Source organism: Streptomyces sp. NPDC099050 (assembly GCF_044759865.1).
Taxonomy (GTDB): domain Bacteria; phylum Actinomycetota; class Actinomycetes; order Streptomycetales; family Streptomycetaceae; genus Streptomyces.
Genome location: NZ_JBIWAE010000012.1, coordinates 19,166 through 40,090, shown reverse-complemented (window position 1 = coordinate 40,090; position 20,925 = coordinate 19,166). Strand labels below are relative to the sequence as shown.

Sequence of the window (20,925 nt, the reverse complement as noted above, 5' to 3'; positions counted from 1 at the left end):
GACGGCCCGCCACTACTCCTGCGCGGCAGGCACGGCTTCGGGCACGGGCCGTCGGCGCGTCAGTGTCGCGAGGGCTGCTGAGACGAGGGCGGTGAGAAGGGCGAGGAGAGCGACTGCCATCGCCAGGCTCCCCGCGGCCATTTCGCCTCCGAGGAGGACCAGCGGGCAGAGGAATTCGCCGAGGAAGAACGCCGCGGTCCACAGCCCCATGCCGCGTCCACGGTCCGAGAACCCGAGGCCGGACATCGCCCGGGTCACCAACGCCGGCAACAGCAGACCCGTGCCTATGCAGTTCAGCACGGCTCCGGCGACCAGTAGGGGCAGGCTGTCGGCGGTACCCATGATCAGAAAGCCCGCGGCGCAGACGCCGAAGAAGGCCCACAGCGACTGCCGGCGCCGGGCGGGAAGACGGGTGAAGACGATGGAGCCGAGAACGGTGGCGGCGCTGGCCGCTGCCGTGACCGCCCCGATGGCGCCGGTGGAGTCCACGTCCAGGCCGTCCAGCAGGAAGGCCATTTCCACGGGCACCGTGTAGAAGACCACGGCGCCGAAGACGGTCAGGACGCAGATGCCGGCCATACGCCAGACCGAGAACGCACCCTTCGCCGGCGGTACATGGGCATGGGCATGGGCATGGGCCAGGTCACCTTCCGATGTGGGTATCGGCGTGGGCAGCGCACGTGCCATGGCGGGGGCGATCAGCAGGCCGACGGCATAGAGCCAGAACGGAGCGCGCCAGCTCGCTGAGCCCAGGACGCCGCCCAGAACGAAGAAGAACGTTGCCGAGACCGAGGCGCACATGGTCTGCAGCGCCAGGTAGCGGTCCCGGACCTCCCCGCTGTAGTAGTCGCCGATCAGGGTGGTGCAGGCGGTCATGATGGCGGCCTCGGCTATGCCCACGAGGAACCGGCTGACGAGTATCCCGTGCAGGGATTCCAGCCAGAGGGGGGCCGTGCCGAAGATCGAGTACATGACCGTGGCGACGAGCAGAAGGCGCTTCCGGCCGAGCCGGTCGACGAGGACCCCCGCGAAGGGTGCGAGCAGGGCGATCGACAGGGCCGGGACCGTGAGGATGAGGGGCACCAGGGCGCCACTACCGGGAACACCCTCGAAGTGGTCCCGCATGCGGGGCAGAACCGGTGCGAGGAGGACCGCTCCGAGGACGGGCAGGCAACTGCCGGCCATCAACAGGACGGCCGGGAGCCGCCCGGGGGTTCGTTGGTACGGGGACCGGGTGGCGGCTGCGGACATGGCGGGGCTCCAGAGCGGGAAGAGCGGGATGGCGGGAGCGCCCAGGTGCGGCGAGGCGCCGACACGCCGAGGCGAAGTGCCTCGACTATGCGTCGCGGCGGGCCACCTTGCCCACCCTCCGTGTCATCGTCGTTCGCTATGCCTCGCATCCAGCGGGCGAATGCCCTGCTGGGGTGCCGCACGACCGACTTGGGCCCGCCTACGGCGCGCGGAGCGACGTAGCTGAATGTGACAACTCCCCCTGCTGGAAGGCTTCGCGAAGTGCAGTGGTGCCCGACCCGTTCGAGCAGGTGGACCTGCTGACGGCTTCGGCGGCGATCAGTGCGCAAGCGGGACGACGTGCCAGTGGGTGGGGTTCACCGTGACGCGGCTGATGCGCCCAGGGCTTGAGCCGCGTGCCGGCGATCACGAACCCGTCACGCCGCCGTGGCGACCTCGGTCGGGGTGGCGGAGAGCGCATCGAGGGCCGCCGCACGGGTGGGGTGGACGGCCGGCCCGCCCGTGCCCGCGTTAAGGGCCCGGCGCGTTTCGGCTCGCGCCGCGACGACGGCCATCGGCGTGTCCGCGGAGCGGCACATGTGGTGGGTCCGGACGACCGCGCTCATCGCGGCGCCGCTCAGCGGCGCGTCGGACAGTTCCAGGACGACGGGCGCGGACCGGTGGGCGGCGAGGCAGCCGTCGATCCCCGAAGCGGCGGCCGCCCGGCCGGAGAGATCCAGGTCGGCTCGCAGTCGGATGATCAGTACACCGCTCTCGGTCACCTTGAAGGGCAGCACCGGCATTCCTCGTCTCCACGGCTACATAGGTCGGTACGGCGCTCATGCCCGCACCGGGGGCCGGTATGCACGGCCGGCGCCCGCCGGCGGCCTACTGCCCGTCCCTGTGCGGGCGGTGACCGGACCGGTCGCACGTGTCCGGCCCCGGGTGGGAGCCGCTCCCAAGCGGTCCCTCCCGAGGGCCGGGCGGTGCGCCTCAGTCCTGGTTGACGGGCACCGCGATGTCGGTGACCTGCTGCTTACCGGGGAACGTGCCTCGGCTGGTGGCCTTCCCGGTCAGGACGTTGATCTCGTACAGGCCGTAGGAACTGCCGGTGCTGATCGTGGCGAAGCCCTTGTTCGCGCCGGTCTTGGGCGAGTAGTAGATGTCGAAGCCCGCGTCGAGGATCGCGTTGACGCCGAGGCTGCCGGTGGGTGCGAGGGTGCCCGCGTTGGCCGGGGACTGCAGCGAGATCCGGTCCGCCATCGTGTCCAGGTCGAACAGCGACGTCGCGGTCGCCGTGTCCAGGTCGTTGTTCGTGTAGGCCGCGCCGGTGACACCCGTGGCGGTCGAGGGCGGAGTGGTGGGGTTGGTGAGCGTGCCGTCGACGGTGGTGGTCAGCGGAGCCGCAGCGTCGTCGATGTTGTGGCGCAGGTTCTGGCCGGTGTCGGAGATGACCCGCAGACGGTTCGCGGCCGGGTTGAAGTCGACGCCGAACCGCGTTCCGGACAGCGCTACCGTCAGCTGGGAGACCTTCGAAGCCTTCGCGTTGTTGGTGGACAGTGTGTAGACGCCGCCCTTGTTGCCCACTCCGTAGAGCATCTCGTTCTGCACCCGGAAGTCGATCCCGACGAGCTTGGTGTCGCCCACCAATCCGGCGACCTTCCCGATCGAGTGGGTCTTGGACGGCTTGGCCACGTCGAATTCCACCAGCCGCTGGTCGGAGGTGAGTCCGACCGCGGACAGGGCCTTGTGATCCATGGCCGGCAGGGTCGACGGCGGCGTGTCGGTGCCGGTGTGGGACGCGGCGAGGGCGGGGGCCGCGCAGAGCGCCGCCAGGACGGCGGACAGGGCGAGAACGGAGCTGCGAGTACGCATGGTCACCTTTCACGGAGATGTGGCTTCATGGCACCGCCCGGCGTGCGTGAGGGCGGGACCCGCGAGTGCTTCGGCGCCGACCCGCCCCCGGATGTGACCGCCGCCTTCAGATCACCCCAACGGCGCAGTCCGCGGCAGCCCACCGGCCGGAATCCGTGCCGGCCGGAATCCGTGCCGGCCGGAATCCGTGCCGGCCGGAATCCGGGCCGGCGGGAGGTGGGTTCCGCGCGGAAAGGCGTACTGGCGGCCGCCGCGCAGGCGAACTTCGGCATACGGGTGATGTCGCGGGGACGCCCGTAACGCGGCTGCGGGCGGATTGTCCTATAGGCATGACGTCCTCGCACACGCTGTCCCCGAAGTCCGCTCGAGCGACCGCGCGGCCCGCGGCGCTCCCCGCACCGGGTGAGCGCCGCAGGCTCCGTGAACTGTGGGGGCTGACCCCTGCGCAGGTGGCGGTCGCCTTCGACGTTCGGGTGGCCACCGTCCGCTCCTGGGAGTCGGGGCGCAGCACGCCGACGGGGAAACGCCGTGAGGCTTACCGGCGTTTCCTCCAGGGGCTCGCCCAGCGCGCCGACCTCCAGCCCAAGGCGGCTTCCCTGCCGGCGAGCCGCAGGCCCCAACAGGTCACCGCGGCTCCTCCTGCGCCCGGCCGGGACGTGACCGCTCCGAGTACGGCGCCCCCGGAGCCCGTGGTGGGGGACCGGGGCGAAGCGTCGGCCATCGGGTGGTTGCCGCATGTGGCCGCGGTCGCTGTGATCTTCGCTGCGTGGGCACTGGCACTGGTGTTTCTGGACGTCCACCTGCCGGGGTGGGCGGGCTGACGGTCGGAAGCCGTTCAGTCAGGCGATCCCGGTCACGGTCACGGTGACGTGAACCGGGATCGCCCCTGCCGTGGACGGGTGGGCCGCCTGGACCGTCTGCCTGATGGCCCTGGTCACATCAACGGCACGATGTCCCCGGAGAAGGACGACGTGGACTTCGACGGCCGGTCCCGCCCCTTGGGCGCCGGCCGTCATCCGGATGCCCGCGGTGCCCTGAGGTGATGCGCCGGGCAGAAGGCGGCGTGCCCTGGCCGTGGAGCTCAGGAGGCTGCCCAGAGCCGGTCTGAGGAACGCGACGCCGCTCACGCCGAGCACGGCTTCACCGAGCGCCCTCTGGACCTGTTCGCCGCTGTTCGTCGTCATCGTTCAGCCTCGCCGGACGTTTCGTGGTGGAGGTCGGTTACCGCCACGTCGATGGAAGCGATGTGCATGCCCAGGGCCTGCCGGGCTGCCCGGGCGACCTGTTCGCGGATCCTGTCGGCGGTCAGCGGTAGGTCCCGGGTCGTGCCGACGGTCACCTCGATACGGACGTGAGCTGGTGTCCGGTCCCCTGTACGGGGGCCCGGGCCGGGGCTGACGCGGCAGCTGCCCGCCTGGACGCCCGGGACCCGCTCGGCCGCGGTACGGAAGGTCCGGGCGGCCACCGCTTCGTAGATCCAGGAATCCTCGTCCATCTCGCCGAGTGCGAGGGTGCGGCCGGGGCGCAGTTCCAGGCGTACGACGTCCATGATGTTCGCGGTGAGCCTGGATACGGCCTCTTCCCCGTCCGCACCGGTTTCCTGGGCTTCCTGGGCTTCCCGGGCGTCCCGGAGGACGGCGCGGCGAAGCCGGGCGAAGTCCGCGAGCGCCGCGGCGCAGTGGCCACAAGTGGCCGCGTGGGATCCGGCGGAACGAGCGTCGCCTGCTTCAGTACCGTCCTGTCGGTCCCACAGGTCCGCGAGGTCCCGGCCGCAGGGCAGGACCTCCTGAACGTCCTGAACATCTTGAACGTCCTGCGGCTCCGTACCGTGTCGGGGTTCGCGGGGTTCGCGGGGTTCGTTCATCGCCATGCGTCCATCGCCTCCGTCAGACAGCGCCGTGCTCGGAAGACTCTGGCCCGTACTGCCTCCTGGCTGATTCCGACCATCGTGGCAATCGTCTCGTACGGCACGGCCTCGACTTCCCGCAGGACCCAGCAGGCCCGCTGCTCGGGTGAGAGAACGGCCATCGCCTTGCCGAGCGCGTGCACCGCGGCCTGGGACTCCGCGGCACGCACGGGTGAGCTCTGGTGCTCGGGCGCGGCCTGCTCGGGCAGTTCGTCGATGTCCGTGACCGTACGGCGTGCCCGCAGGGTGTTGAGGCACCGGTTGGTCACGATCCGGTGCAGCCAGGTCCCGAATCCCGCCTCGCCCCGGAATTCCGGCAGCTTGCGCCACGCGCTGACGAAGGCTTCCTGGACCGCGTCCTCGGCCTCGGCCCGGCTGCCCAGGAGCTGTCCGGCCAGCCGGAGCATGGGCGGCCCGTATCTGCGGACCAGCGTCTCGAAGGCCTCCTCGTCCCCTTCCGCCGCCCGGACGGTGAGGAGCGCGTCATCGTGCCGCTCCACCGCCGCTGGTCGTTGTGGCCCTTGGTCCCGCTCAGCCGTCACCTGCCGGCTCCTCTCGCGTTCACCTTGTTGGACACCAGGAGCACCTACTCCGTTACGGGCATCGGGCGGCACATCTTGCCGACCGGCTGATTCGAGGCCGGTGCGTAACGGGACTGCCCTGGCCGGTGTCGAACGTAGGCAAGAGCGTTTAGGCAACGACGTCCCTCTGAGGAGCGAGATGACCACCCAGGAACTGGACTCGGCCACGGCCACGAACACGAACACGGCCACGACCACCGCCATCCGCAAGAGCGCCACCACGACGACTCTGAGCGGCGGGCAGAGCGGTGTGTCCGAGCCGGCCGCAACGCGCGGCAAGACGTCCATCGCGGACGTGGTGGTGGTGAAGATCGCCGGTATGGCGGCCCGGGAGATCCCCGGGGTGCACGACATGGGCGGGGGCCTGTCCCGCACCCTGGGCGCGGTCCGCGACCGGGTTCCCGGCGGACGTCCCAACGTCGGCCGGGGCGTCAAAGTGGAGGTAGGCGAGCGCCAGGCGGCCATCGACGTCGACCTCGTCGTCGAGTACGGAGTGCCCATCACCGATGTCGCCCGCGACGTGCGGGAGAACGTGATCGCCGCGGTGGAGCGGATCACCGGGCTGGAGGTCGTCGAGGTGAACGTGGCCGTCAACGACGTCCACCTCCCCGGGGACGACGAGCCCGGCGCACCGGCGGACTCGCGCGTGGCATGAGCGGGCCGCCCGCCGCCGTGTCCCGTTTCTCGCGAGAGGTGAAGTGATGACCAAAGACGTGCTGGGACTCCTGATCGGCATGGCACTGGCCTTCGCGGGCTGGTTCGGCGGGTTCGGGGCCTTCCTCCTGGTCGCGGCCCTGGGAGCGATCGGTTTCGCAGCCGGCCGGTTCCTCGAACACGGAGGCGACGTCCGCGCCCTGCTGCTGTCGCGGGAGCGGGGCGGAAGGTGACGGACCGGGAGCGCGGAACGACCACGGTCGCCGACCGGGTGGTGCGCAAGATCGCGGAACAGGCCGCACGGGAGGTGGTCGCCGGGGACGGCGGCAGGGTCACCAAGGGGACGGCCTCCGTGGACGGGCGCACGGCGGAGGCCTCCGTCACCATCGCCCTCGCCTACCGCGGCTCGGCCGGGCGAGCCGCACGCACGGTGCAGGAACACGTCAAGACCCGGACCGCCCACCTGACCGGCCTGCACCTGCCGCCGCCCCGCGTACGGATCCGCGAACTGGCCACCACGCCCGCCACGCCACCCCTGGCCTGCGACGAAACCGACCACGCCCCTGAGCGGGTGCGCACCCGCAGGTGGTCCGAACGCAGGCTGCCCGTCGCACTACTGGCCGCCGCCGTCTTCGCCGCGGGCGCCGCCGTCCTGCGGGACGTGACCGCCGCACACCTCCTGGGACATGAGCCCGCGCCGTGGCGCAGGGCTCTGATCGACCGGCTCAGCGGCCACGGGTCGGGCGTCCCCACGGCCTGGGCCGCGGCGGCAGTGGTGGCGGTGGCGGGAGCGTGGATGGTCGTACTGGCACTGACTCCGGGCCGCCGCGGCGACCTGGTGATGTCCACTCCCGGGCACGGTGTGCGGGCGGTCATCAGCCGTCGCTCTGCCGGAGAGCACGTCCGTGCGGCACTCACCCAGGTCCCCGGTGTCTGCGCCGCCCGCGTTCGGGTGGGCAGGCGACGGCTGAAGGTACGGGCCGAACTCGCCTACGGCGAAAAGGACCAGGCACGCGAACACCTCACGCGAGCCGCAGCCGCGGCACTGGGGGAGTTGAGCCTGGCAGCGCCCGTGCGCACCCGTGTCCGGGTACGACCGAGCCCACGATGGCAGCCTGGGCCCTCACCACAGCAAGGGGAAGAGGACGCTGATGGACCGCACGCGTAACACCGTCAACCGGCTGATCCTTCTGACCGGCGGATCCGTGCTGCTCGCCGCCGGCGCACTCGTCCTGACCCGCACCATGGACGATGTGCCGCGGTGGTGGGCGGCCTTCAGCGGCGATTCCTGGCAGGCAATCCTCGTCACGGCCCTGCTCGCCACTTCGGTGTCCGCCGCCGTGCTGGTCCTGCAGCTGCGCCGTCGAACCATCCGACGGCTGCCGCTGTCCTCACCCGGCACCGCGTTGGACACCAGGGCGCTCACAGCGGCGGTGGCCTCCCGCCTGCAGGCGCTGGCCGGCGTCTCCGCGGTCCAGGCCGGCCTGCGAGGAACACGGGCCAACCCGTGCCTCAGGATCCGTCTTGTTCTCGAGGACACCGCCTCACCACACCGGATCCTGGCCGCCCTGGCCACAGAAGCAACACCGGAAGCCCGTGGCTTCCTCGCCCCCCACCCCCTGAAAGTCGAAGCCCGCATCACCGTCCGCACGCGCCGCCGGCGCCGGATCGGGTAGCCGGCAACGAGGCCCCGCAGCTGGGAGCACCGACCACCGACCACCGACCAGGCGCCTTCCGGTCGGTCACCAGCCGGAGCGGTCGTCACGGTCCGGTCATCACGGTCCGGTCATGACGGTCCGGTCCGGGAGTTCAGGGGTCCGGTCCAGTGGGTTCCTTCGTAGTCGAAGATGTCGGGCACGGCCTCGATGTCGAGGGACCCGACGGCTGCCTTGGGGATGTCGAAGACGTACGTGGCCGTCGCGGACCGGCCGCGGCTGATGCTGCCCTCGAAGTCCGAGCCGATGCCCTTGGCGGAATCGAAGACCCGCTCGGCCCGCTCACCGGCCGTGCCGTACTTCGCGTAGACGGAGACGAGCGACATCTTGAAGGCCTCCGTCGTCCCGTTCTTGAGAGTGATCTTCCAGGCCACTGCCTGGTGTCCCACGCGGTGGCCCGCGGAGGTGTCGCTCGGGGTGAACGCGGAAGGCCGGGCGACCGTTACCGCGAGGCCGTCGTCGTAGACGCGGGTCTGGCCCCAGGTGAGGGCCGAGGAGTCGTCCGGCGGCGCGACTGCCGCCGCGGGAGCCGTGACGGCCAGCGCAAGGGCGCCCGCCAGGCCGAGTACGAGGGCCAGGGGCCTGCCGGGCAGGCCCCGTACCGGGCGGTGTTCGGTGTCCATGTCCGTACTCCAGTTCTCCTTGACGTCACACTAGCCCCTTCGGTTCGCGGCCCCCGCCCGCCGCCCGAAGCGTGGAGCGGTCGGCGCCGGGACCGCCGAACCCCGTTGGCAGCCTCATGGGAGAGGCGTCCGACACGGAGCCCGGAGGCGGCCCGGAGCCGTCTCACATCGGGGTGAGGACGGAGTCGATGATGTGGACGGTGGCGTTGGCGGTCTGGACGTCGCCGCAGACGATCTTCGCCTTGTCGTTGACGGTGAACGCCTCACCGGACCCCGCCGTGGTCAGCGAGCCACCCTCAAGGGTCTTGAAGGAGCCGGCGCCGAGCTGGCTCGGCGTGATCTTCTCGCCCACCACGTGGTAGGTGAGGATCTTGGTCAGTTCGGCCTTGTCCGCCAGGATCTTGTCCAGATCGGCCTTCGGGATCTTCGCGAACGCCTCGTTGGTCGGCGCGAACACGGTGATGCCCTTCGCGTTGTTCAGGGTGTCGACCAGGCCCGCCTTCTTGACGGCCGTGACCAGCGTCGACAGGGCCGGGTTGTTGGACGCGGCGGTGGCCACGGGGTCCTTGGCCATGCCCGCGAGACTGCCGGAGCCTTCCTTGGGAACCGATGCGCAGGCCGGCCCGAAGGGATCGGACTGCTGTGACTCGGCGAACGCCGGGGCGGTCACGCCCAGAGCGACGGGAAGTGCGAAAGCTGCTGCCGCGAGTACGGCGCAACGACGGACGTGGTGGGTGGTCATGTGTTCCTCCTCGTGGAGGCGGGCTCACAGCTCTGTCCTGTCCCGGGGCCCGCTCGTCCCCCTCAACCGTTCATTCGTCACCGAACGCCGACCCGATTGGTGGAGAAAGCTACGAAATGTACCGAACGAACGCACTGCTACTGAGGGCTCCTCGCCGTCACCGTCCGGCGTCCGCGCTCGGGGGCCTGAGTCGCGGACGAAGGCGTTCGGCCGAACGCCGGGGCGGGGCCACTCCTTCGAGGGAACGGGCCGCTGGGCGCCAAGCCGGCAGGTGGTGTCCCATCGAAGGCGTGGTGCGGGCCCGCCCGGGGCCGCCGGACGGTTCGTCCGTAACCACCCGCACGGATTCCAGGAGGCCGAGGGCTCGAGAAGGGAAACTCCGGACCGACAATAGGTCGAATCCCGGCAGTAATGTCGGACACTTCGCCTGCGGCCGATCAGTGATAATTCTTCACTCGCGAAGAAACGTTCCGGCTAGCCTGGCCATGGCGTTCGGCAGTCGCCCCATCGCGCGCCTATCCGGCCCCGGTCGGTTCTTCTGGACTTGGGTGTCACTGCGGCACCGGGCGGCCACCTGTGAGGGGCTTGACCTGTGGACTCTTGGTTCCGTCAGCGCCGAAACCGTTATTGCGCATTTCTTGCAATAGCGTCCAGGCCCCTGATTGGCCTAGTGTCCAGACTGCGTGTCGAAATAATTAATGGGGCCCTCATTTCCCTGTCGGGTGGCTTTGGCCAGCCGTTTTGCATTCATGGCGGCATGGCGCTCCTCGGGTATCCGCAGAATGATGTCGCGCACGGTCGGTGGAACATGCTTTCCTTCCGTCTGCGCGGTCCGAGTGCAATTGCGCCGCCCAGGGTCGACGGGCCTTGGCGCTGCTGTCGATGCCTCACGGGCGCGCTGTCCGACCGAGTGGTCACCCCATCTGAACGCCCCTGTCCGGCCGTGCCGGTGTGTGCGGTGGGCCGGGGTTCGCAGTCGAGAGGAACACCCTTGAAGTCCATCTCCGCACGGCCCCGTTCACGCCGTGTACTCAACCAGTCCCTTCTGGTCCTGGGCGCCGGTGCGCTCGCGACGGGCCTGGCCGCCCTCACCCTGGCTCCGGGCGTCAGCTCCGCGTCCAGTCACCGTGAGGCCCCGCTGATCGCGGGCGACCCGCGTGCGGACAACACCGACGTGTACGCGTACACCAGCCTGGACCGCCCCGACTCGGTGACACTCCTGGCCAACTGGATCCCGTTCGAGGAGCCCAACGGCGGTCCGAACTTCTACGCGTTCGGCGACGACCTCCGCCACAACATCAAGATCGACAACACGGGTGACGGCGTCTCCGACATCACCTACACCTGGCGCTTCCGCAGCAGCTACCGCGACGACGCGAACCAGTTCCTCTACAACACGGGCCCGGTCACCTCGCTGAACGACCCGGACCTCAACTTCCGCCAGGTCTACGACCTCGTGGTCACCCGCGGCGACAAGAGCAAGGTCCTGCTCACCGGGGTGCCCGCCGCCCCGTCCCGCGTCGGCCCGGCCTCCATGCCGAACTACGCGGCCCTGCGCAACGAGGCGATCCGCAACGTCCCCGGGGGCGGCAAGACCTTCGCCGGGCAGGCCGAGGACCCCTTCTTCGCCGATCTGCGCGTCTTCGACCTCCTCTACGGCGGTGACCTGAGCGAGCGTGGCCAGGACACCCTCGCCGGCTACAACGTCAACTCGATCGCCCTCCAGATCCCCAAGAAGGACCTGGCGCTCAAGGGGAACCCCAGCCGCAACCCGGTCATCGGCGTCTGGTCGACCACCGACCGCCAGGGCGTGCAGGTCTCCGACTCCCGCGACAAGCGGCACGGCGAGAAGTGGAAGCAGGTCTCCCGCCTCGGCAACCCGCTGGTCAACGAGGTCGTCGTCCCGCTGAAGTACAAGGACGCCTTCAACACCCTCAACCCGGACCAGGACCGCACCGTCCAGCCGGTCGTCGACAAGGTCCTCGACCCGATCCTGCCCAAGCTGATCCAGCAGATCTACGGCATCCCCGCCCCGCCGGCCCCCCGACGGGACCTGTTCGAGATCTACCTCACCGGCATCTGCAAGGCCTGCGGTCCCATCCAGGCCGACCTCAACGCCCACCGCCTGAACAAGGACGCGAAGCTCCGCGACATCGTGCCGGCGGAGGAGCTGCGCCTGAACATGGCCGTGCCGCCCACGGCCAACCCCAACCGCTACGGAGTTCTCGCCGGTGACCTGGCGGGCTTCCCCAACGGCCGGCGCCTGACCGACGACGTCATCGACATCTCCCTCCAGGCCGTCGAAGGCGCCGCCCAGACCGGCCAGCTCGTCCCCGCCCTGGCCGACGGCGACAAGGTCAACACCAACGAGGTGCCGTTCGGCACCTCCTTCCCGTACCTGGCGCTCCCGCACACCAAGTCCGTCAACAGCAGCTGAACGGCAAGGAGCGGTCCGGGCGGGAGAACGCCGCTTCCCTGAGCGGCTTCGGCACCCCGCTCCCCGGCCTCGGCGGGTACCCCCCGCGCCGCAACCGCACGACCAGCTGACCCGGCGTGCTCCGGGCGGGAACCGAGGTCGGTCCTCCGGTTCCCGCCCGGGACGCCATCCACCGAACTTCCCCGGGGAGGATCCCGTGCACCGGCCCGAAGACGAACCCGCCCCCACGATCCGGCGCCGCGGACACCTGCGCACCACCGCGATCACCATCGCCCTGGGCGTGGTCATGTTCACCGTCGGCGCCGTCGCCCTCTCCCCGTCCCGATCCGGCGGGCCGGACACCACACCCACGGCATCGTCGGCCGCCGGCCCGGTGCGCGGGATCGCGGCGCTGCGCGAGCGAGTCGAACGCCTGCCGAAGGATCCGGGCAGCTGGGCGGACCTCGGCATGGCATTGGTCCAGCAGGCCCGTACCACCGCCGACCAGGCCACGTACGCCCAAGCGGAGAAGGCCCTGCGTCACTCGCTCCGGCTCCAGCCGGGGGAGAACCTGCACGCCGAGATCGGCATGGGTGCGCTCGCCGCCGCCCGCCACCAGTTCCGCGATGCGCTCACCTGGGCGGAGAAGGCGATCGCGACCAGTCCCGCGACCCCCGCCTCGTACGGCGTGCTCGCCGACGCCCACACCCAGCTCGGTCACTACGGGGAAGCGGAAGCGGCCGTCCAGAAGATGGCCGACCTGCGCCCCGACAGCGCCTCCTTGGCCCGCGCCTCCTACGTCTTCGAGCTGCGCGGCGACACGGGAGGGGCCCGCGAGCTGATGGAGCGCGCGCTGCGCGCGGCCGGCACCCCGAGCGAGCGTGCCTTCGCCCACACCCACCTGTCGGCCCTCGCCCTGGGCAGCGGAGATCCGGCGACCGCCCTGCGCCAGGCGGAGACGGGGCTTGCCGGCGCGCCGCGCGATGCCGGTCTGCTGGAAGCCCGGGCCAAGGCGCGCGCCGCCACGGGCGATGCCCGGCAGGCGGTCGCGGACTACGCGTCGGCCATCGCGGAGGCCCCGCTGCCGCAGTATCTCCTGGCACTGGGCGAACTCCAGCAGTCGCTCGGCCACCGGGACGCGGCCGAGGCCCAATACGCCGTCCTGCGCGCACAGGAAACGCTCCGCAGGGCCGGCGACGCGTCCGCGGACACCGACGCGATCCTCTTCGAAGCCGACCACGGAGATCCTCGCCAGGCCGTGTCCATGGCCGAAACCGCCGTACGCGAAAGGCCGTTCATCGCCGTCCACGACGCCTACGCCTGGGCCCTGCACCGCGCGGGCCGTGCCCAAGAGGCCCTCACCCAAGCCGACAAGGCCCTCGTGCTCGGCACGCGCAGCGCGCTCTTCCTCTATCACCGCGGCGCCATCCACCAGGCCCTCGGCGACACCGCGGCCGCCCGCCGCGACCTCCGGCAGGCACTGAGCCTCGACCCCTCCTTCCACCCGCTGCACGCCCCCGAGGCACGCACCGCGATCCGGCGAATCGACGACACCCCATGAACCCCAGCACCCGCCTGCGCCTACGTCTGCGCCTGGCCGCCATCCCGCTCACAGCGGCACTCCTCACCCAGCTCACCCTCCTCGCCACGGCCCCGCCCGCATCAGCGCACCCGCTGGGGAACTTCACGGTCAACTACGCGACCAGCCTCACCCTGCGCCCCGGCACGGTCGAGGCCGAGATCGTGGTCGACCGCGCCGAGATCGCCGCCGCACAGGAGCGCCCCCTCATCGACCGGGACCACAACGGTGCCGTCACCGCCGACGAGCAGGGCGCGTACGCGGAGACGGCGTGCACCACACTGGCCGGGCAACTGACCGCCGACGTGGGCGGCAGGAGCCTCCGCTGGAACCGGGGTACCGGCAGGCTGACCTTCCACACCGGCGAGGCCGGGCTCAAGACCAGCCGCCTCACCTGCCCGCTCACCGCCGACGCGCACCTCACCTCGCCGGCCCGCCTCCGCGTCGCCACCCACTACGACACCCGGCGCGTCGGCTGGCACGAGATCACCGCCCGCGGCCAAGGGCTCTCCCTCACCGATTCCACCGTCCCGGCCGTCTCCACCACCGACCGGCTGCGCCACTACCCGCAAGATCCGCTCGCCGACCCGCTCGACCAGCGCGGCGCCGACATCCGGACTGCTCCGGGCCAGCAGCCGGTGGCCGGGCCCGTGCCGTCCGGGCTGCCCGGCGCGGGCCCCGTCACCGCCGCACTGAACAAGGTCTCCGCCCTCTTCGACGCCCTCGTCGGCCACCGCGAACTGACCGTGCCCGTCGGCCTCCTCGCCCTGCTCCTGGCCATCGTGCTCGGCGCCTCCCATGCCGCGCTGCCCGGCCACGGGAAGACGATCATGGCCGCCTACCTGGCCGGCCGACGCGGCACCCCGCGCGATGCCGTCACCGTCGGCGCCACCGTCACGCTCACCCACACCGCCGGTGTCCTCGCCCTGGGCCTCGCCCTCCCGGTCGCCACTCATCTCGCCGGGGAAACCGTCCTGGCCTGGCTCGGCCTGGCCAGCGGTCTCCTGGTCACCGCCATCGGCCTCCACCTGCTGCGCTCCGCTCTCCGCGGCCGCCCCCTCCAGCACGGCCACAGTCACGGCCACGGCCACGGCCACGGCCACGGCCACGGCCACGGCCACAGTCACGGACACGGCCACGGGCATGGGCACGGGCATGACCACGGCCACGAGCATGGCGGCGACCACGGCCACGGCCATCACCACGGAGGTCACGCTCATGGCGGAGATCACGTAAGCCATGAGCCGGCGGCCGTCCTGCCCCTCTCGCGCCGAGCGCCGGACAGCACGGCGGACGGCGGAGCCACCGTCGTCCTGACGAAAACCGCCGCAGCCGACCCGTACGAATCGCACGACCCGCACGGCCCGCACCAAGGCGAGGGCGATCACCACCACGCCAACGCCCCGGCCCGTGGACGCCGCTGGTCGCTGATCGGCGTCGGCATCGCCGGGGGCCTGGTCCCCAGCCCCTCGGCCCTGGTCGTCCTTCTCGGAGCCGTCGCCCTGGGCCGCACCGCCTTCGGAATCCTCCTCGTCATCGGCTACGGACTCGGCATGGCCGCCACCCTCACCCTCGCCGGCCTCCTCCTCGTACGGCTGCGCGACCGCATCGCCACCCGCACCGCCCAGAAGGCTTCCGCCCGTCTCCGGGCACTCGGCCGCACCGGACCCGCGGCGACCTCGGCCCTCGTCCTGCTCGTCGGGCTCGGCCTCACCGCCCGCGCCGTCACCGGCATGTGAACCGGCCGACCACCTCCCGGAAGGGGTGACGCGGGCCTCGGGCGATTAGTACTCAATTCATACCAATCCGTGCGGCGTGAGTCGCCGAATCACTCAGTGGAGGCGTGAGCCGAGTGCTCACGGCGCCGGGTCCGCGAAGGCCCTGGGGCGCAGGGGTGAGGGGCCAAACGAGGAGGTTCCGCGATGACCGCACGAACGATCGGCCGAGGGTTCGCCGCCGTCGTCCTGGCTGCCGGTTTCGGTGTGGCGGGCATGGGCGCGGCGGGGGCCGCTCCCCAGTCCCACCACCGTGATCACGGAGTGTCGGGAACGGTGACCTCCCGGATCGAGCTCAATGTCCGCCAGCACCCGTGGACCCATTCCCCCGTGGTGTGGAGCCTGTCCCCGGGAAGCCACGTCAAGCTGGCCTGCCAGCAGGACGGCTGGTACCACCTCGCCGACAAGTCCGGCTGGGTCGACGCCCACTACGTCCACGCCCACGAATGGGTCCGCTACTGCTGACCTTGCAACAAGGCCGGGAAGGCTGCGGCCGGGCGGGGGTTCCCGGCCCACGACTCCCCTGACGCGAGCACGGAGTCTGCGAGGACCGCGCGCGTGGCTTCGGTGGTGATGCGGTGCCATCGGCCGGCGTCCCGGATCATCGAATGCCCGCCACGGGGCATTTCGACGCCCAGGACCCGGGCTCCCGCCGACTGGGCGTGCGTGAGGTAGGACCACGTGTCGGCGGCACTGGTGACACGGTCGGCCCCGTCGTGCAGGGCGATGAGGGTGCGGCCGTGCAGATGGGCGGTGGGCTCGCCGGCCGGGCACCAGGGTGCCAGGGCGACGACTCCCTTGACCTGTGGGTCCGCCGCCGCGCGCAGCGCCGCGCGGCCCCCCATGGAGTGCCCGATGAGGACCACGGGAACGGGACCGGTGAGTGCGCGCAGTTCGTCCAGTGCCCGCCGTACGTCGGCGACCGGGTGCGCGTTCGGCCCGTTCCATCCGCGGTACCGGTAGCGGACGTGGGCGACGAGGACATCATCGTGGAATGCGTCGCGCAGCAGTGCCGCGCCGAAGGGCCGCATCCGCAGTCCGGGCAGGTTGAGACGTGGTGGTGGCCCGAGGGCGTCCGCCCGGCCCCCGTGCAGGAGGAGGACCGCCGCCGTGGCCTCCTGCGGCAGGCGGTGACCGAAGACCGGGACCAGGGCCGCCGAGGTGTCTTGAGAGGCGTGGCCCAAGAGGTTCACGTCCGATCTCCCGTTCTGAGTCGAAGGGGCGGCCGGGGAAGGACACCGCTGGTCCGGGAAGCGTATGCGGCGAATCCGGGGCGGTCGACGCCTGTCATGACCGTTCGTCCCGCGCGTACCGGGTTCCGGGCGTGGCGGGCATCCCCGAGTTCCCCTCGCGGGTGGGCCGGACGGCGAGGAACTGATCGACTCCCATGCGGCGTTCGGAGAAGGCGAGGGATGCGCCGGCCAGGTACAGGCGCCACACCCGACCGGTGGTCTCCCCGACGAGGTCCTCGATGTCGCCCCACCGTTCTTCGATGTTGGCGCGCCAGGCGTCGATGGTGGTCGCGTAGTGCTCGCGCAGGGATTCGACGGAGCGGACCTCCAGCCCGGCCGACTCCAGCAGGTCCGCGGTCCGGCCCAGGGGACGCATGTGCATGTCCGGAGCGATGTACGTCTCGATGAAGGGACCGCCGCCGGGCGCGTGTGCTCCGCGGGACATCTGCTGGATGAGGAGCCGGCCTTCGGGGCGCAGCGCCCCGTGCAGCATCGAGGCGAACAGCGGGTACTCGGCGTCGCCGACGTGCTCGCCCATCTCCACGGCGGCGGCCGCGTCGTAGCCCCCGCCGTCGATGTGGCGCCAGTGCCGGAGCTGGACCTCGACCAGGTCGGCCACGCCTTCGGCGACGGCTCTGGCGGTGACGAAGTCCCGCTGGGCGGCGGACAGGGTGACGGCCGTGACGCGCGCCTTGTGTTCCCGGGCGGCGTGGATGGCGAGCGAGCCCCAGCCGCAGCCCACGTCCAGCAGCCGGTCGCCCGCACGGAGTCCGAGCTTGCCGCAGATCAGCTCCAGTTTGTCGGCCTGGGCATCCGCCAGACCGTACGAGGCGTCGGCGGGGCGCGTCCAGTAGGCGCAGGAGTACGCCATCGTCCGATCCAGCAGCACGGCGTAGAACTCGTTGGACAGGTCGTAGTGGTGGCTGATGGCCGCACGGTCCCGGGAGGTGCTGTGCAGGCGGCCGCCGAGACGGGCGCGGCCGTGCGGGCGCCGGGGAGGCGGTCCCGCGGCGCCCAGTCCCGCGGCGAGCGCGGTCGCCGCGGCGAGTGCGGCCGGACCCGGCCTCCGGATCCCTTGCTCGCGTACGGATCGGCCGGCCCGGCCGAGAGCCTGGGCGAGGTCGCCCTCGACGTCGAGGTCACCAGTGATGTACGCCTCGGCGAGGCCGAGTTCGCCCGGCTGCCACACCAGGCGGCGCAGGGCTTCGGGGGATCGCAGGACGACCAGCGGTGCGTCGCCCGGCCCGGCCTCGCTGCCGTCCCAGGCACGCAGGCGTACCGGGAGGGGGCCGGCGAAGAAGTGGCCGAGGAGGTCGGCGAGGCGATCGGCGGCGGGCCTCATCGGGTGCTCCCTTCCGTGAGGAGGATCTGGCGGACGTCGAGGTAGCGGGATCGGAAGCCGGCTTCGGAGTAGGCCAGGTAGAACTCCCACAGGCGCGGGAAGACGGTGTCGAAGCCGAGGGCCCGTACGGCCTGGCGGTTCGTGTCGAACCGCTCGCGCCACAGTCGCAAGGTCTCCGCGTAGTGCTCGCCGAAGCCCTGGTCGGACACGGTGCGCAGGCCGGCCGCGGCCGCGTGCGCCGCCATGGCGGGACGGGAGGGGATCAGGCCGCCGGGGAAGACGTACTTGCTGATCCACGTGTGGGTGGCGGCGGTGTTCAGCATCTGCCGGTGGCCCATGGTGATGGCCTGCAGGGCGATGTGCCCACCGGTGTTGAGGGCGCCGCGCAGTGCGGCGAAGTAGGAGGGCCAGTACTCGGCGCCCACCGCCTCGATCATCTCCACGCTGACCACGGCGTCGTACCGGCCTTCGATGTCCCGGTAGTCGCGCAGCTGGACGTCGACGCGGTCCGCGAGTCCGGCGGCCCGGACCCGGGAGCGGGCGAGATCGGCCTGTTCGGCGGAAAGGGTCAGGGTGGTGACCCGGGCGCCCCGGGCGGCGGCCCGCAGTGCGAGCTCACCCCAGCCGGTGCCGATCTCCAGCAGTTCCGTACCGTCCGCGACGCGCGCGAGGTCCAGAAGCTGGTCGATCTTTCGGTGCTGCGCGGCGGCGAGGGTCTCGAACCGGGCGGGGAACGAGGTGAAGACGGCGGAGGAGTAGCTGAGCGTGGGATCGAGGAAGGCCGCGAAGAGATCGTTGGACAGGTCGTAGTGGCGCTGGATGTTCTCGCGCGAGCCCTGTGGGGTGTTGCGGTCCCGGCTCGGGCGGGTGGACACCCATCCCGCGCGGAGACCGCGCAGCGGGGCGGGCACCAGCTCGTCGACGTGTAGGGCCAGCACCGTGAGGAGGCCCGGCAGGTCGTCGCTGTCCCACTCGCCGGCCATGTAGGACTCGCCGAAGCCGATCAGGCCGTGGCGGCCGATCCGGCGGTAGAAGGCGTCCGCGTCGTGGATGGTCAGGACGGGACCGGCGGTGGTGTGGGTGACGGGGGAGCCGGCGCTGTGGTGAACCACCAGGGGCAGCCGCTTGAGGGCGCGGCCGACGAGCAGCCGGGCGACGGCGGCGTGGCCGGGCCGTCCCGACGGCGGACGGGCCACGTCCGGCCACAGGGCGGCGTCCACCTCGACCCGGTCCGACAGTGCGGACGGTGCCTGGGCGGCCCTGCGGGACTGCGGGGGCACGACGGGGCCGCGCTCGGACCTCCGCGCGCGGTCGTGAGGGGTGGTGGTGGGGCGGCTCACGGAAGCATGCCTTTCTACGGGACGTACGGGACGTACGTGGGAGGGGGACGGGGGACGTACGGGGGACGGGGCTGGAGGGTCGGACCGCGCACCATGAGGCGGATGGCGTGACGCCGGATCGCGGCCCACGCGGCGGCGGCCGACCACGGCCGGCGGGCTGCGACCCCGACGGGGCGCGGGCGGTGACGGGGCGGGCGTGCGCGACCACGCACCCGTACGGCACCGCGGCCACCGGCGCGCCCCAGGTCACCAGTCCACTCCCAGGGCGCCGGCCGCGGCGACTCCGGAGCGGCAGCCGTCCTCGTGGAACCCCCAGCCCTGCCACGCCCCCGCATAGGCGGTCACCCGCGTGTTCAGGCGCGGCAGTTCCTTCTGGGCCGCCACCGACGAGGGGGTGTAGACGGGGTGCTCGTAGACCATCCGCTCCACCACGAGGGCCGGGTCGACTCGGTCCTCGGCGCCCAGCGTGACCACGTAATCGGCGCCCTCGGGGAGGTTCTGGAGGCGCCTCATGTCATAGCTGAGCCGGACCCCCTCCGCGGACGGGGCGCAGTGGGGCAGGTGGTAGTTCCAGCAGGCTCGCGCGCGGGGCGAGCGGGGCAGCAGGCTGGTGTCGGTGTGCAGGACGGTGGGGTTGCGCGAGTACCGGAAGGCGCCGAGGAGACGCCGTTCGTCCGCGGTGGGGTCGGTGAGCATCCGCAGTGCCTGGTCGGGGTGGGTGGCGATCACGACCGCGTCATAGCCGCCGGTGGCGCCGTCGGCGGTGGTGACCGCGGCGCCCCGGACGTCCCGGCGGACCGCGGCCACGGGGCTGGAGGTCCTGATCCGGTGCAGGCGTTTGGCGGCGGCGTTCACGTAGGCGCCCGAGCCGCCGGTGACGGTCTTCCACCGCGGGGAGCCGGTCACGGACAGGAGGCCGTGGTGGTCGAGGAAGGTGAAGAGGTAGGAGGCCGGGTAGGACAGGGCGATCCGGGCGGGACACGACCACACCGCGGACACCAGCGGGAGGGCGAAGTGGCTCACGAAGTAGTCGGAGAACCCTCCCGCGCGCAGGAAGTCGCCGAACGTGAGGTGGCGGGAAGCCGGGTTCGCGAGGAGCCGCCGGGCCCCGCGGTGGAAGACGGGCACCTCCGCGAGCAGCCGCAGGTAGCGGCCGCGCAACGCCGCCCGCCCGGTGAAGAGCGCCCTCGGCCCGCGCGCGCCCGCGTACTCGAGACCGCAGCCGTCGCACCGCACCGACAGGCTCATCTCGGCGTCCTGGGTGGTGATGTCCAGTTCGCGGAAGAGCCGCAGGAGCGTCGGGTAGGTGCGCTCGTTGTGCACGATGAAACCGGAGTCCACCGCGAAGACCTGCCCGGCGGGGCCGGCGAGGTCGTGGGTATGAGCGTGCCCGCCCAGCCGGCCGTCGGCCTCGTAGAGGGTGACCTCGGATGTCGACGACAGGACGTGGGCGGCCGTCAGGCCTGCCACGCCACCGCCGATCACCGCCACCTTCCGTTGTTCCACCACGACCGCTCCCGCCACTCGACACGCCGCCGGGCACAGCGGCTTCACCCGTACTTCGCAGCGGACGGTGCCGCGGATTGGCTGCGTGCCGAGTGTCGAGTGATGGGAGGGCGACGGGAGCCCGGCATGGTGTGCCGGTCCACCGGCGCTCGGTCGGCGGCCCGGTTCGCTCGATCGGATGACCTGGTGCATGCGATTGCCGGACGGAACGCGACGGATCCAAGCCGTCGGGGCACCCGCTACGAAGAATGGCCAAGGCAGTACCGGACAAACGAGGCCGGCCCCTTGCGGCTCCCGGACGGGGTCGGCACCTGATGCACCTGATCGCCAGCGAAGGACCGTTCATGCCACCACGTACCCACGACGGGCCCTTACAGCGGAAGACCGCACGATGCGGCGGGGGACACCT

21 protein-coding genes are annotated in these 20,925 nt (G+C 71.6%); 9 read left to right on the top strand and 12 right to left on the bottom strand.

The genetic code is table 11. The annotated features are described in order from the left end of the window. Nucleotides 1–12: 12 nt before the first annotated feature. The 3 genes from ACIQV3_RS20935 to ACIQV3_RS20925 form a co-directional block, all read right to left on the bottom strand. On the bottom strand, nucleotides 13–1,251 hold the full coding sequence (locus tag ACIQV3_RS20935; RefSeq protein ID WP_403713912.1) for an MFS transporter: 1,239 nt from the start codon (nucleotides 1,249–1,251) through the stop codon (nucleotides 13–15). A 416-nt stretch (nucleotides 1,252–1,667) separates the two neighbouring features. Beyond that, nucleotides 1,668–2,033: an STAS domain-containing protein gene (locus tag ACIQV3_RS20930; RefSeq protein WP_403713910.1), complete on the bottom strand. Its 366-nt coding sequence runs from the start codon at nucleotides 2,031–2,033 to the stop codon at nucleotides 1,668–1,670. Between the two features lie 190 nt (nucleotides 2,034–2,223). Then, nucleotides 2,224–3,105, bottom strand: coding sequence for a DUF4394 domain-containing protein (locus ACIQV3_RS20925; RefSeq protein ID WP_403713909.1), 882 nt, complete (start codon nucleotides 3,103–3,105; stop codon nucleotides 2,224–2,226). Between the two features lie 329 nt (nucleotides 3,106–3,434). Between ACIQV3_RS20925 and ACIQV3_RS20920 the strand changes: the two genes are divergently transcribed. Further along, on the top strand, nucleotides 3,435–3,926 hold the full coding sequence (locus ACIQV3_RS20920; protein WP_403713908.1) for a helix-turn-helix domain-containing protein: 492 nt from the start codon (nucleotides 3,435–3,437) through the stop codon (nucleotides 3,924–3,926). A gap of 18 nt (nucleotides 3,927–3,944) precedes the next feature. On the opposite strand, the gene ACIQV3_RS20915 is transcribed toward ACIQV3_RS20920, so the two are convergent. Genes ACIQV3_RS20915 through ACIQV3_RS20905 form a run of 3 tightly spaced genes read right to left on the bottom strand, consistent with a single transcriptional unit; the run spans nucleotide 3,945 to nucleotide 5,553 of the window. After that, nucleotides 3,945–4,289: an Asp23/Gls24 family envelope stress response protein gene (locus tag ACIQV3_RS20915; RefSeq protein WP_403713906.1), complete on the bottom strand. Its 345-nt coding sequence runs from the start codon at nucleotides 4,287–4,289 to the stop codon at nucleotides 3,945–3,947. Continuing rightward, nucleotides 4,286–4,975 carry a hypothetical protein gene (locus ACIQV3_RS20910; protein WP_403713905.1) on the bottom strand — a complete coding sequence of 230 codons (690 nt, stop codon included), beginning with the start codon at nucleotides 4,973–4,975 and terminating at the stop codon, nucleotides 4,286–4,288. Before ACIQV3_RS20910 ends, ACIQV3_RS20915 begins: the two co-directional genes overlap by 4 nt. Continuing rightward, nucleotides 4,966–5,553 (bottom strand): RNA polymerase sigma factor, encoded by a 588-nt coding sequence (locus tag ACIQV3_RS20905; RefSeq protein WP_403713904.1) that lies wholly within the window; start codon nucleotides 5,551–5,553, stop codon nucleotides 4,966–4,968. The genes ACIQV3_RS20910 and ACIQV3_RS20905 overlap by 10 nt, the downstream gene beginning before the upstream one ends. A 178-nt stretch (nucleotides 5,554–5,731) precedes the next feature. Between ACIQV3_RS20905 and ACIQV3_RS20900 the strand changes: the two genes are divergently transcribed. The 4 genes from ACIQV3_RS20900 to ACIQV3_RS20885 are packed head-to-tail and all read left to right on the top strand — an operon-like array spanning nucleotide 5,732 to nucleotide 7,922. Beyond that, complete coding sequence (locus ACIQV3_RS20900; protein WP_403713902.1) at nucleotides 5,732–6,247, top strand: Asp23/Gls24 family envelope stress response protein; 516 nt, start codon at nucleotides 5,732–5,734, stop codon at nucleotides 6,245–6,247. Nucleotides 6,248–6,293: 46 nt separating this feature from the next. Further along, nucleotides 6,294–6,479: a hypothetical protein gene (locus tag ACIQV3_RS20895; protein ID WP_403713901.1), complete on the top strand. Its 186-nt coding sequence runs from the start codon at nucleotides 6,294–6,296 to the stop codon at nucleotides 6,477–6,479. Continuing rightward, on the top strand, nucleotides 6,476–7,414 hold the full coding sequence (locus ACIQV3_RS20890; RefSeq protein WP_403713900.1) for a DUF6286 domain-containing protein: 939 nt from the start codon (nucleotides 6,476–6,478) through the stop codon (nucleotides 7,412–7,414). Before ACIQV3_RS20895 ends, ACIQV3_RS20890 begins: the two co-directional genes overlap by 4 nt. After that, nucleotides 7,398–7,922, top strand: coding sequence for a hypothetical protein (locus ACIQV3_RS20885; RefSeq protein WP_403713898.1), 525 nt, complete (start codon nucleotides 7,398–7,400; stop codon nucleotides 7,920–7,922). Before ACIQV3_RS20890 ends, ACIQV3_RS20885 begins: the two co-directional genes overlap by 17 nt. A gap of 110 nt (nucleotides 7,923–8,032) precedes the next feature. On the opposite strand, the gene ACIQV3_RS20880 is transcribed toward ACIQV3_RS20885, so the two are convergent. Together ACIQV3_RS20880 and ACIQV3_RS20875 are read right to left on the bottom strand one after the other, a co-directional pair. Further along, on the bottom strand, nucleotides 8,033–8,584 hold the full coding sequence (locus ACIQV3_RS20880; protein WP_403713897.1) for a hypothetical protein: 552 nt from the start codon (nucleotides 8,582–8,584) through the stop codon (nucleotides 8,033–8,035). A gap of 163 nt (nucleotides 8,585–8,747) precedes the next feature. Then, nucleotides 8,748–9,326, bottom strand: coding sequence for a fasciclin domain-containing protein (locus ACIQV3_RS20875; RefSeq protein ID WP_403713895.1), 579 nt, complete (start codon nucleotides 9,324–9,326; stop codon nucleotides 8,748–8,750). Nucleotides 9,327–10,317: 991 nt separating this feature from the next. Here ACIQV3_RS20875 and ACIQV3_RS20870 point away from each other — a divergent pair. From ACIQV3_RS20870 to ACIQV3_RS20855, 4 genes are all read left to right on the top strand, one after another. Then, on the top strand, nucleotides 10,318–11,763 hold the full coding sequence (locus ACIQV3_RS20870) for a DUF4331 domain-containing protein (RefSeq protein WP_403713894.1): 1,446 nt from the start codon (nucleotides 10,318–10,320) through the stop codon (nucleotides 11,761–11,763). A 196-nt stretch (nucleotides 11,764–11,959) separates the two neighbouring features. After that, the gene (locus ACIQV3_RS20865; RefSeq protein WP_403713893.1) at nucleotides 11,960–13,303 is read left to right on the top strand and encodes a tetratricopeptide repeat protein; all 1,344 of its coding nucleotides are present in this window, start codon (nucleotides 11,960–11,962) and stop codon (nucleotides 13,301–13,303) included. Further along, nucleotides 13,300–15,060 (top strand): nickel transporter, encoded by a 1,761-nt coding sequence (locus ACIQV3_RS20860; RefSeq protein WP_403713892.1) that lies wholly within the window; start codon nucleotides 13,300–13,302, stop codon nucleotides 15,058–15,060. Before ACIQV3_RS20865 ends, ACIQV3_RS20860 begins: the two co-directional genes overlap by 4 nt. A gap of 183 nt (nucleotides 15,061–15,243) precedes the next feature. Further along, entirely contained in the window at nucleotides 15,244–15,561 is a 318-nt protein-coding gene (locus tag ACIQV3_RS20855; protein ID WP_403713891.1) for an SH3 domain-containing protein, read from the top strand. Here ACIQV3_RS20855 and ACIQV3_RS20850 read toward each other — a convergent pair. From ACIQV3_RS20850 to ACIQV3_RS20835, 4 genes are all read right to left on the bottom strand, one after another. Then, a complete protein-coding gene (locus ACIQV3_RS20850; RefSeq protein ID WP_403713890.1) occupies nucleotides 15,552–16,289 on the bottom strand; it encodes an alpha/beta fold hydrolase in 738 nt (245 codons plus the stop codon). The two genes, ACIQV3_RS20855 and ACIQV3_RS20850, sit on opposite strands and share 10 nt — an antisense overlap. A gap of 94 nt (nucleotides 16,290–16,383) precedes the next feature. Beyond that, nucleotides 16,384–17,670: a class I SAM-dependent methyltransferase gene (locus ACIQV3_RS20845; RefSeq protein WP_403713889.1), complete on the bottom strand. Its 1,287-nt coding sequence runs from the start codon at nucleotides 17,668–17,670 to the stop codon at nucleotides 16,384–16,386. Next, nucleotides 17,667–18,950 carry a class I SAM-dependent methyltransferase gene (locus ACIQV3_RS20840; protein WP_403714133.1) on the bottom strand — a complete coding sequence of 428 codons (1,284 nt, stop codon included), beginning with the start codon at nucleotides 18,948–18,950 and terminating at the stop codon, nucleotides 17,667–17,669. The genes ACIQV3_RS20845 and ACIQV3_RS20840 overlap by 4 nt, the downstream gene beginning before the upstream one ends. A gap of 306 nt (nucleotides 18,951–19,256) precedes the next feature. After that, nucleotides 19,257–20,519 carry an NAD(P)/FAD-dependent oxidoreductase gene (locus tag ACIQV3_RS20835; protein WP_403713888.1) on the bottom strand — a complete coding sequence of 421 codons (1,263 nt, stop codon included), beginning with the start codon at nucleotides 20,517–20,519 and terminating at the stop codon, nucleotides 19,257–19,259. Between the last annotated feature and the right edge of the window lie 406 nt (nucleotides 20,520–20,925).

Bases quoted from the DNA above. Each gene is read 5' to 3' on its own strand.
- ACIQV3_RS20880 (WP_403713897.1), bottom strand. From the start codon at position 8,584: ATGGACACCGAACACCGCCCGGTACGGGGCCTGCCCGGCAGGCCCCTG.
- ACIQV3_RS20885 (WP_403713898.1), top strand. From the start codon at position 7,398: ATGGACCGCACGCGTAACACCGTCAACCGGCTGATCCTTCTGACCGGC.
- ACIQV3_RS20920 (WP_403713908.1), top strand. From the start codon at position 3,435: ATGACGTCCTCGCACACGCTGTCCCCGAAGTCCGCTCGAGCGACCGCG.
- ACIQV3_RS20895 (WP_403713901.1), top strand. From the start codon at position 6,294: ATGACCAAAGACGTGCTGGGACTCCTGATCGGCATGGCACTGGCCTTC.
- ACIQV3_RS20855 (WP_403713891.1), top strand. From the start codon at position 15,244: ATGACCGCACGAACGATCGGCCGAGGGTTCGCCGCCGTCGTCCTGGCT.
- ACIQV3_RS20915 (WP_403713906.1), bottom strand. From the start codon at position 4,289: ATGACGACGAACAGCGGCGAACAGGTCCAGAGGGCGCTCGGTGAAGCC.
- ACIQV3_RS20860 (WP_403713892.1), top strand. From the start codon at position 13,300: ATGAACCCCAGCACCCGCCTGCGCCTACGTCTGCGCCTGGCCGCCATC.
- ACIQV3_RS20935 (WP_403713912.1), bottom strand. From the start codon at position 1,251: ATGTCCGCAGCCGCCACCCGGTCCCCGTACCAACGAACCCCCGGGCGG.
- ACIQV3_RS20930 (WP_403713910.1), bottom strand. From the start codon at position 2,033: ATGCCGGTGCTGCCCTTCAAGGTGACCGAGAGCGGTGTACTGATCATC.
- ACIQV3_RS20910 (WP_403713905.1), bottom strand. From the start codon at position 4,975: ATGGCGATGAACGAACCCCGCGAACCCCGCGAACCCCGACACGGTACG.
- ACIQV3_RS20875 (WP_403713895.1), bottom strand. From the start codon at position 9,326: ATGACCACCCACCACGTCCGTCGTTGCGCCGTACTCGCGGCAGCAGCT.
- ACIQV3_RS20925 (WP_403713909.1), bottom strand. From the start codon at position 3,105: ATGCGTACTCGCAGCTCCGTTCTCGCCCTGTCCGCCGTCCTGGCGGCG.
- ACIQV3_RS20845 (WP_403713889.1), bottom strand. From the start codon at position 17,670: ATGAGGCCCGCCGCCGATCGCCTCGCCGACCTCCTCGGCCACTTCTTC.
- ACIQV3_RS20900 (WP_403713902.1), top strand. From the start codon at position 5,732: ATGACCACCCAGGAACTGGACTCGGCCACGGCCACGAACACGAACACG.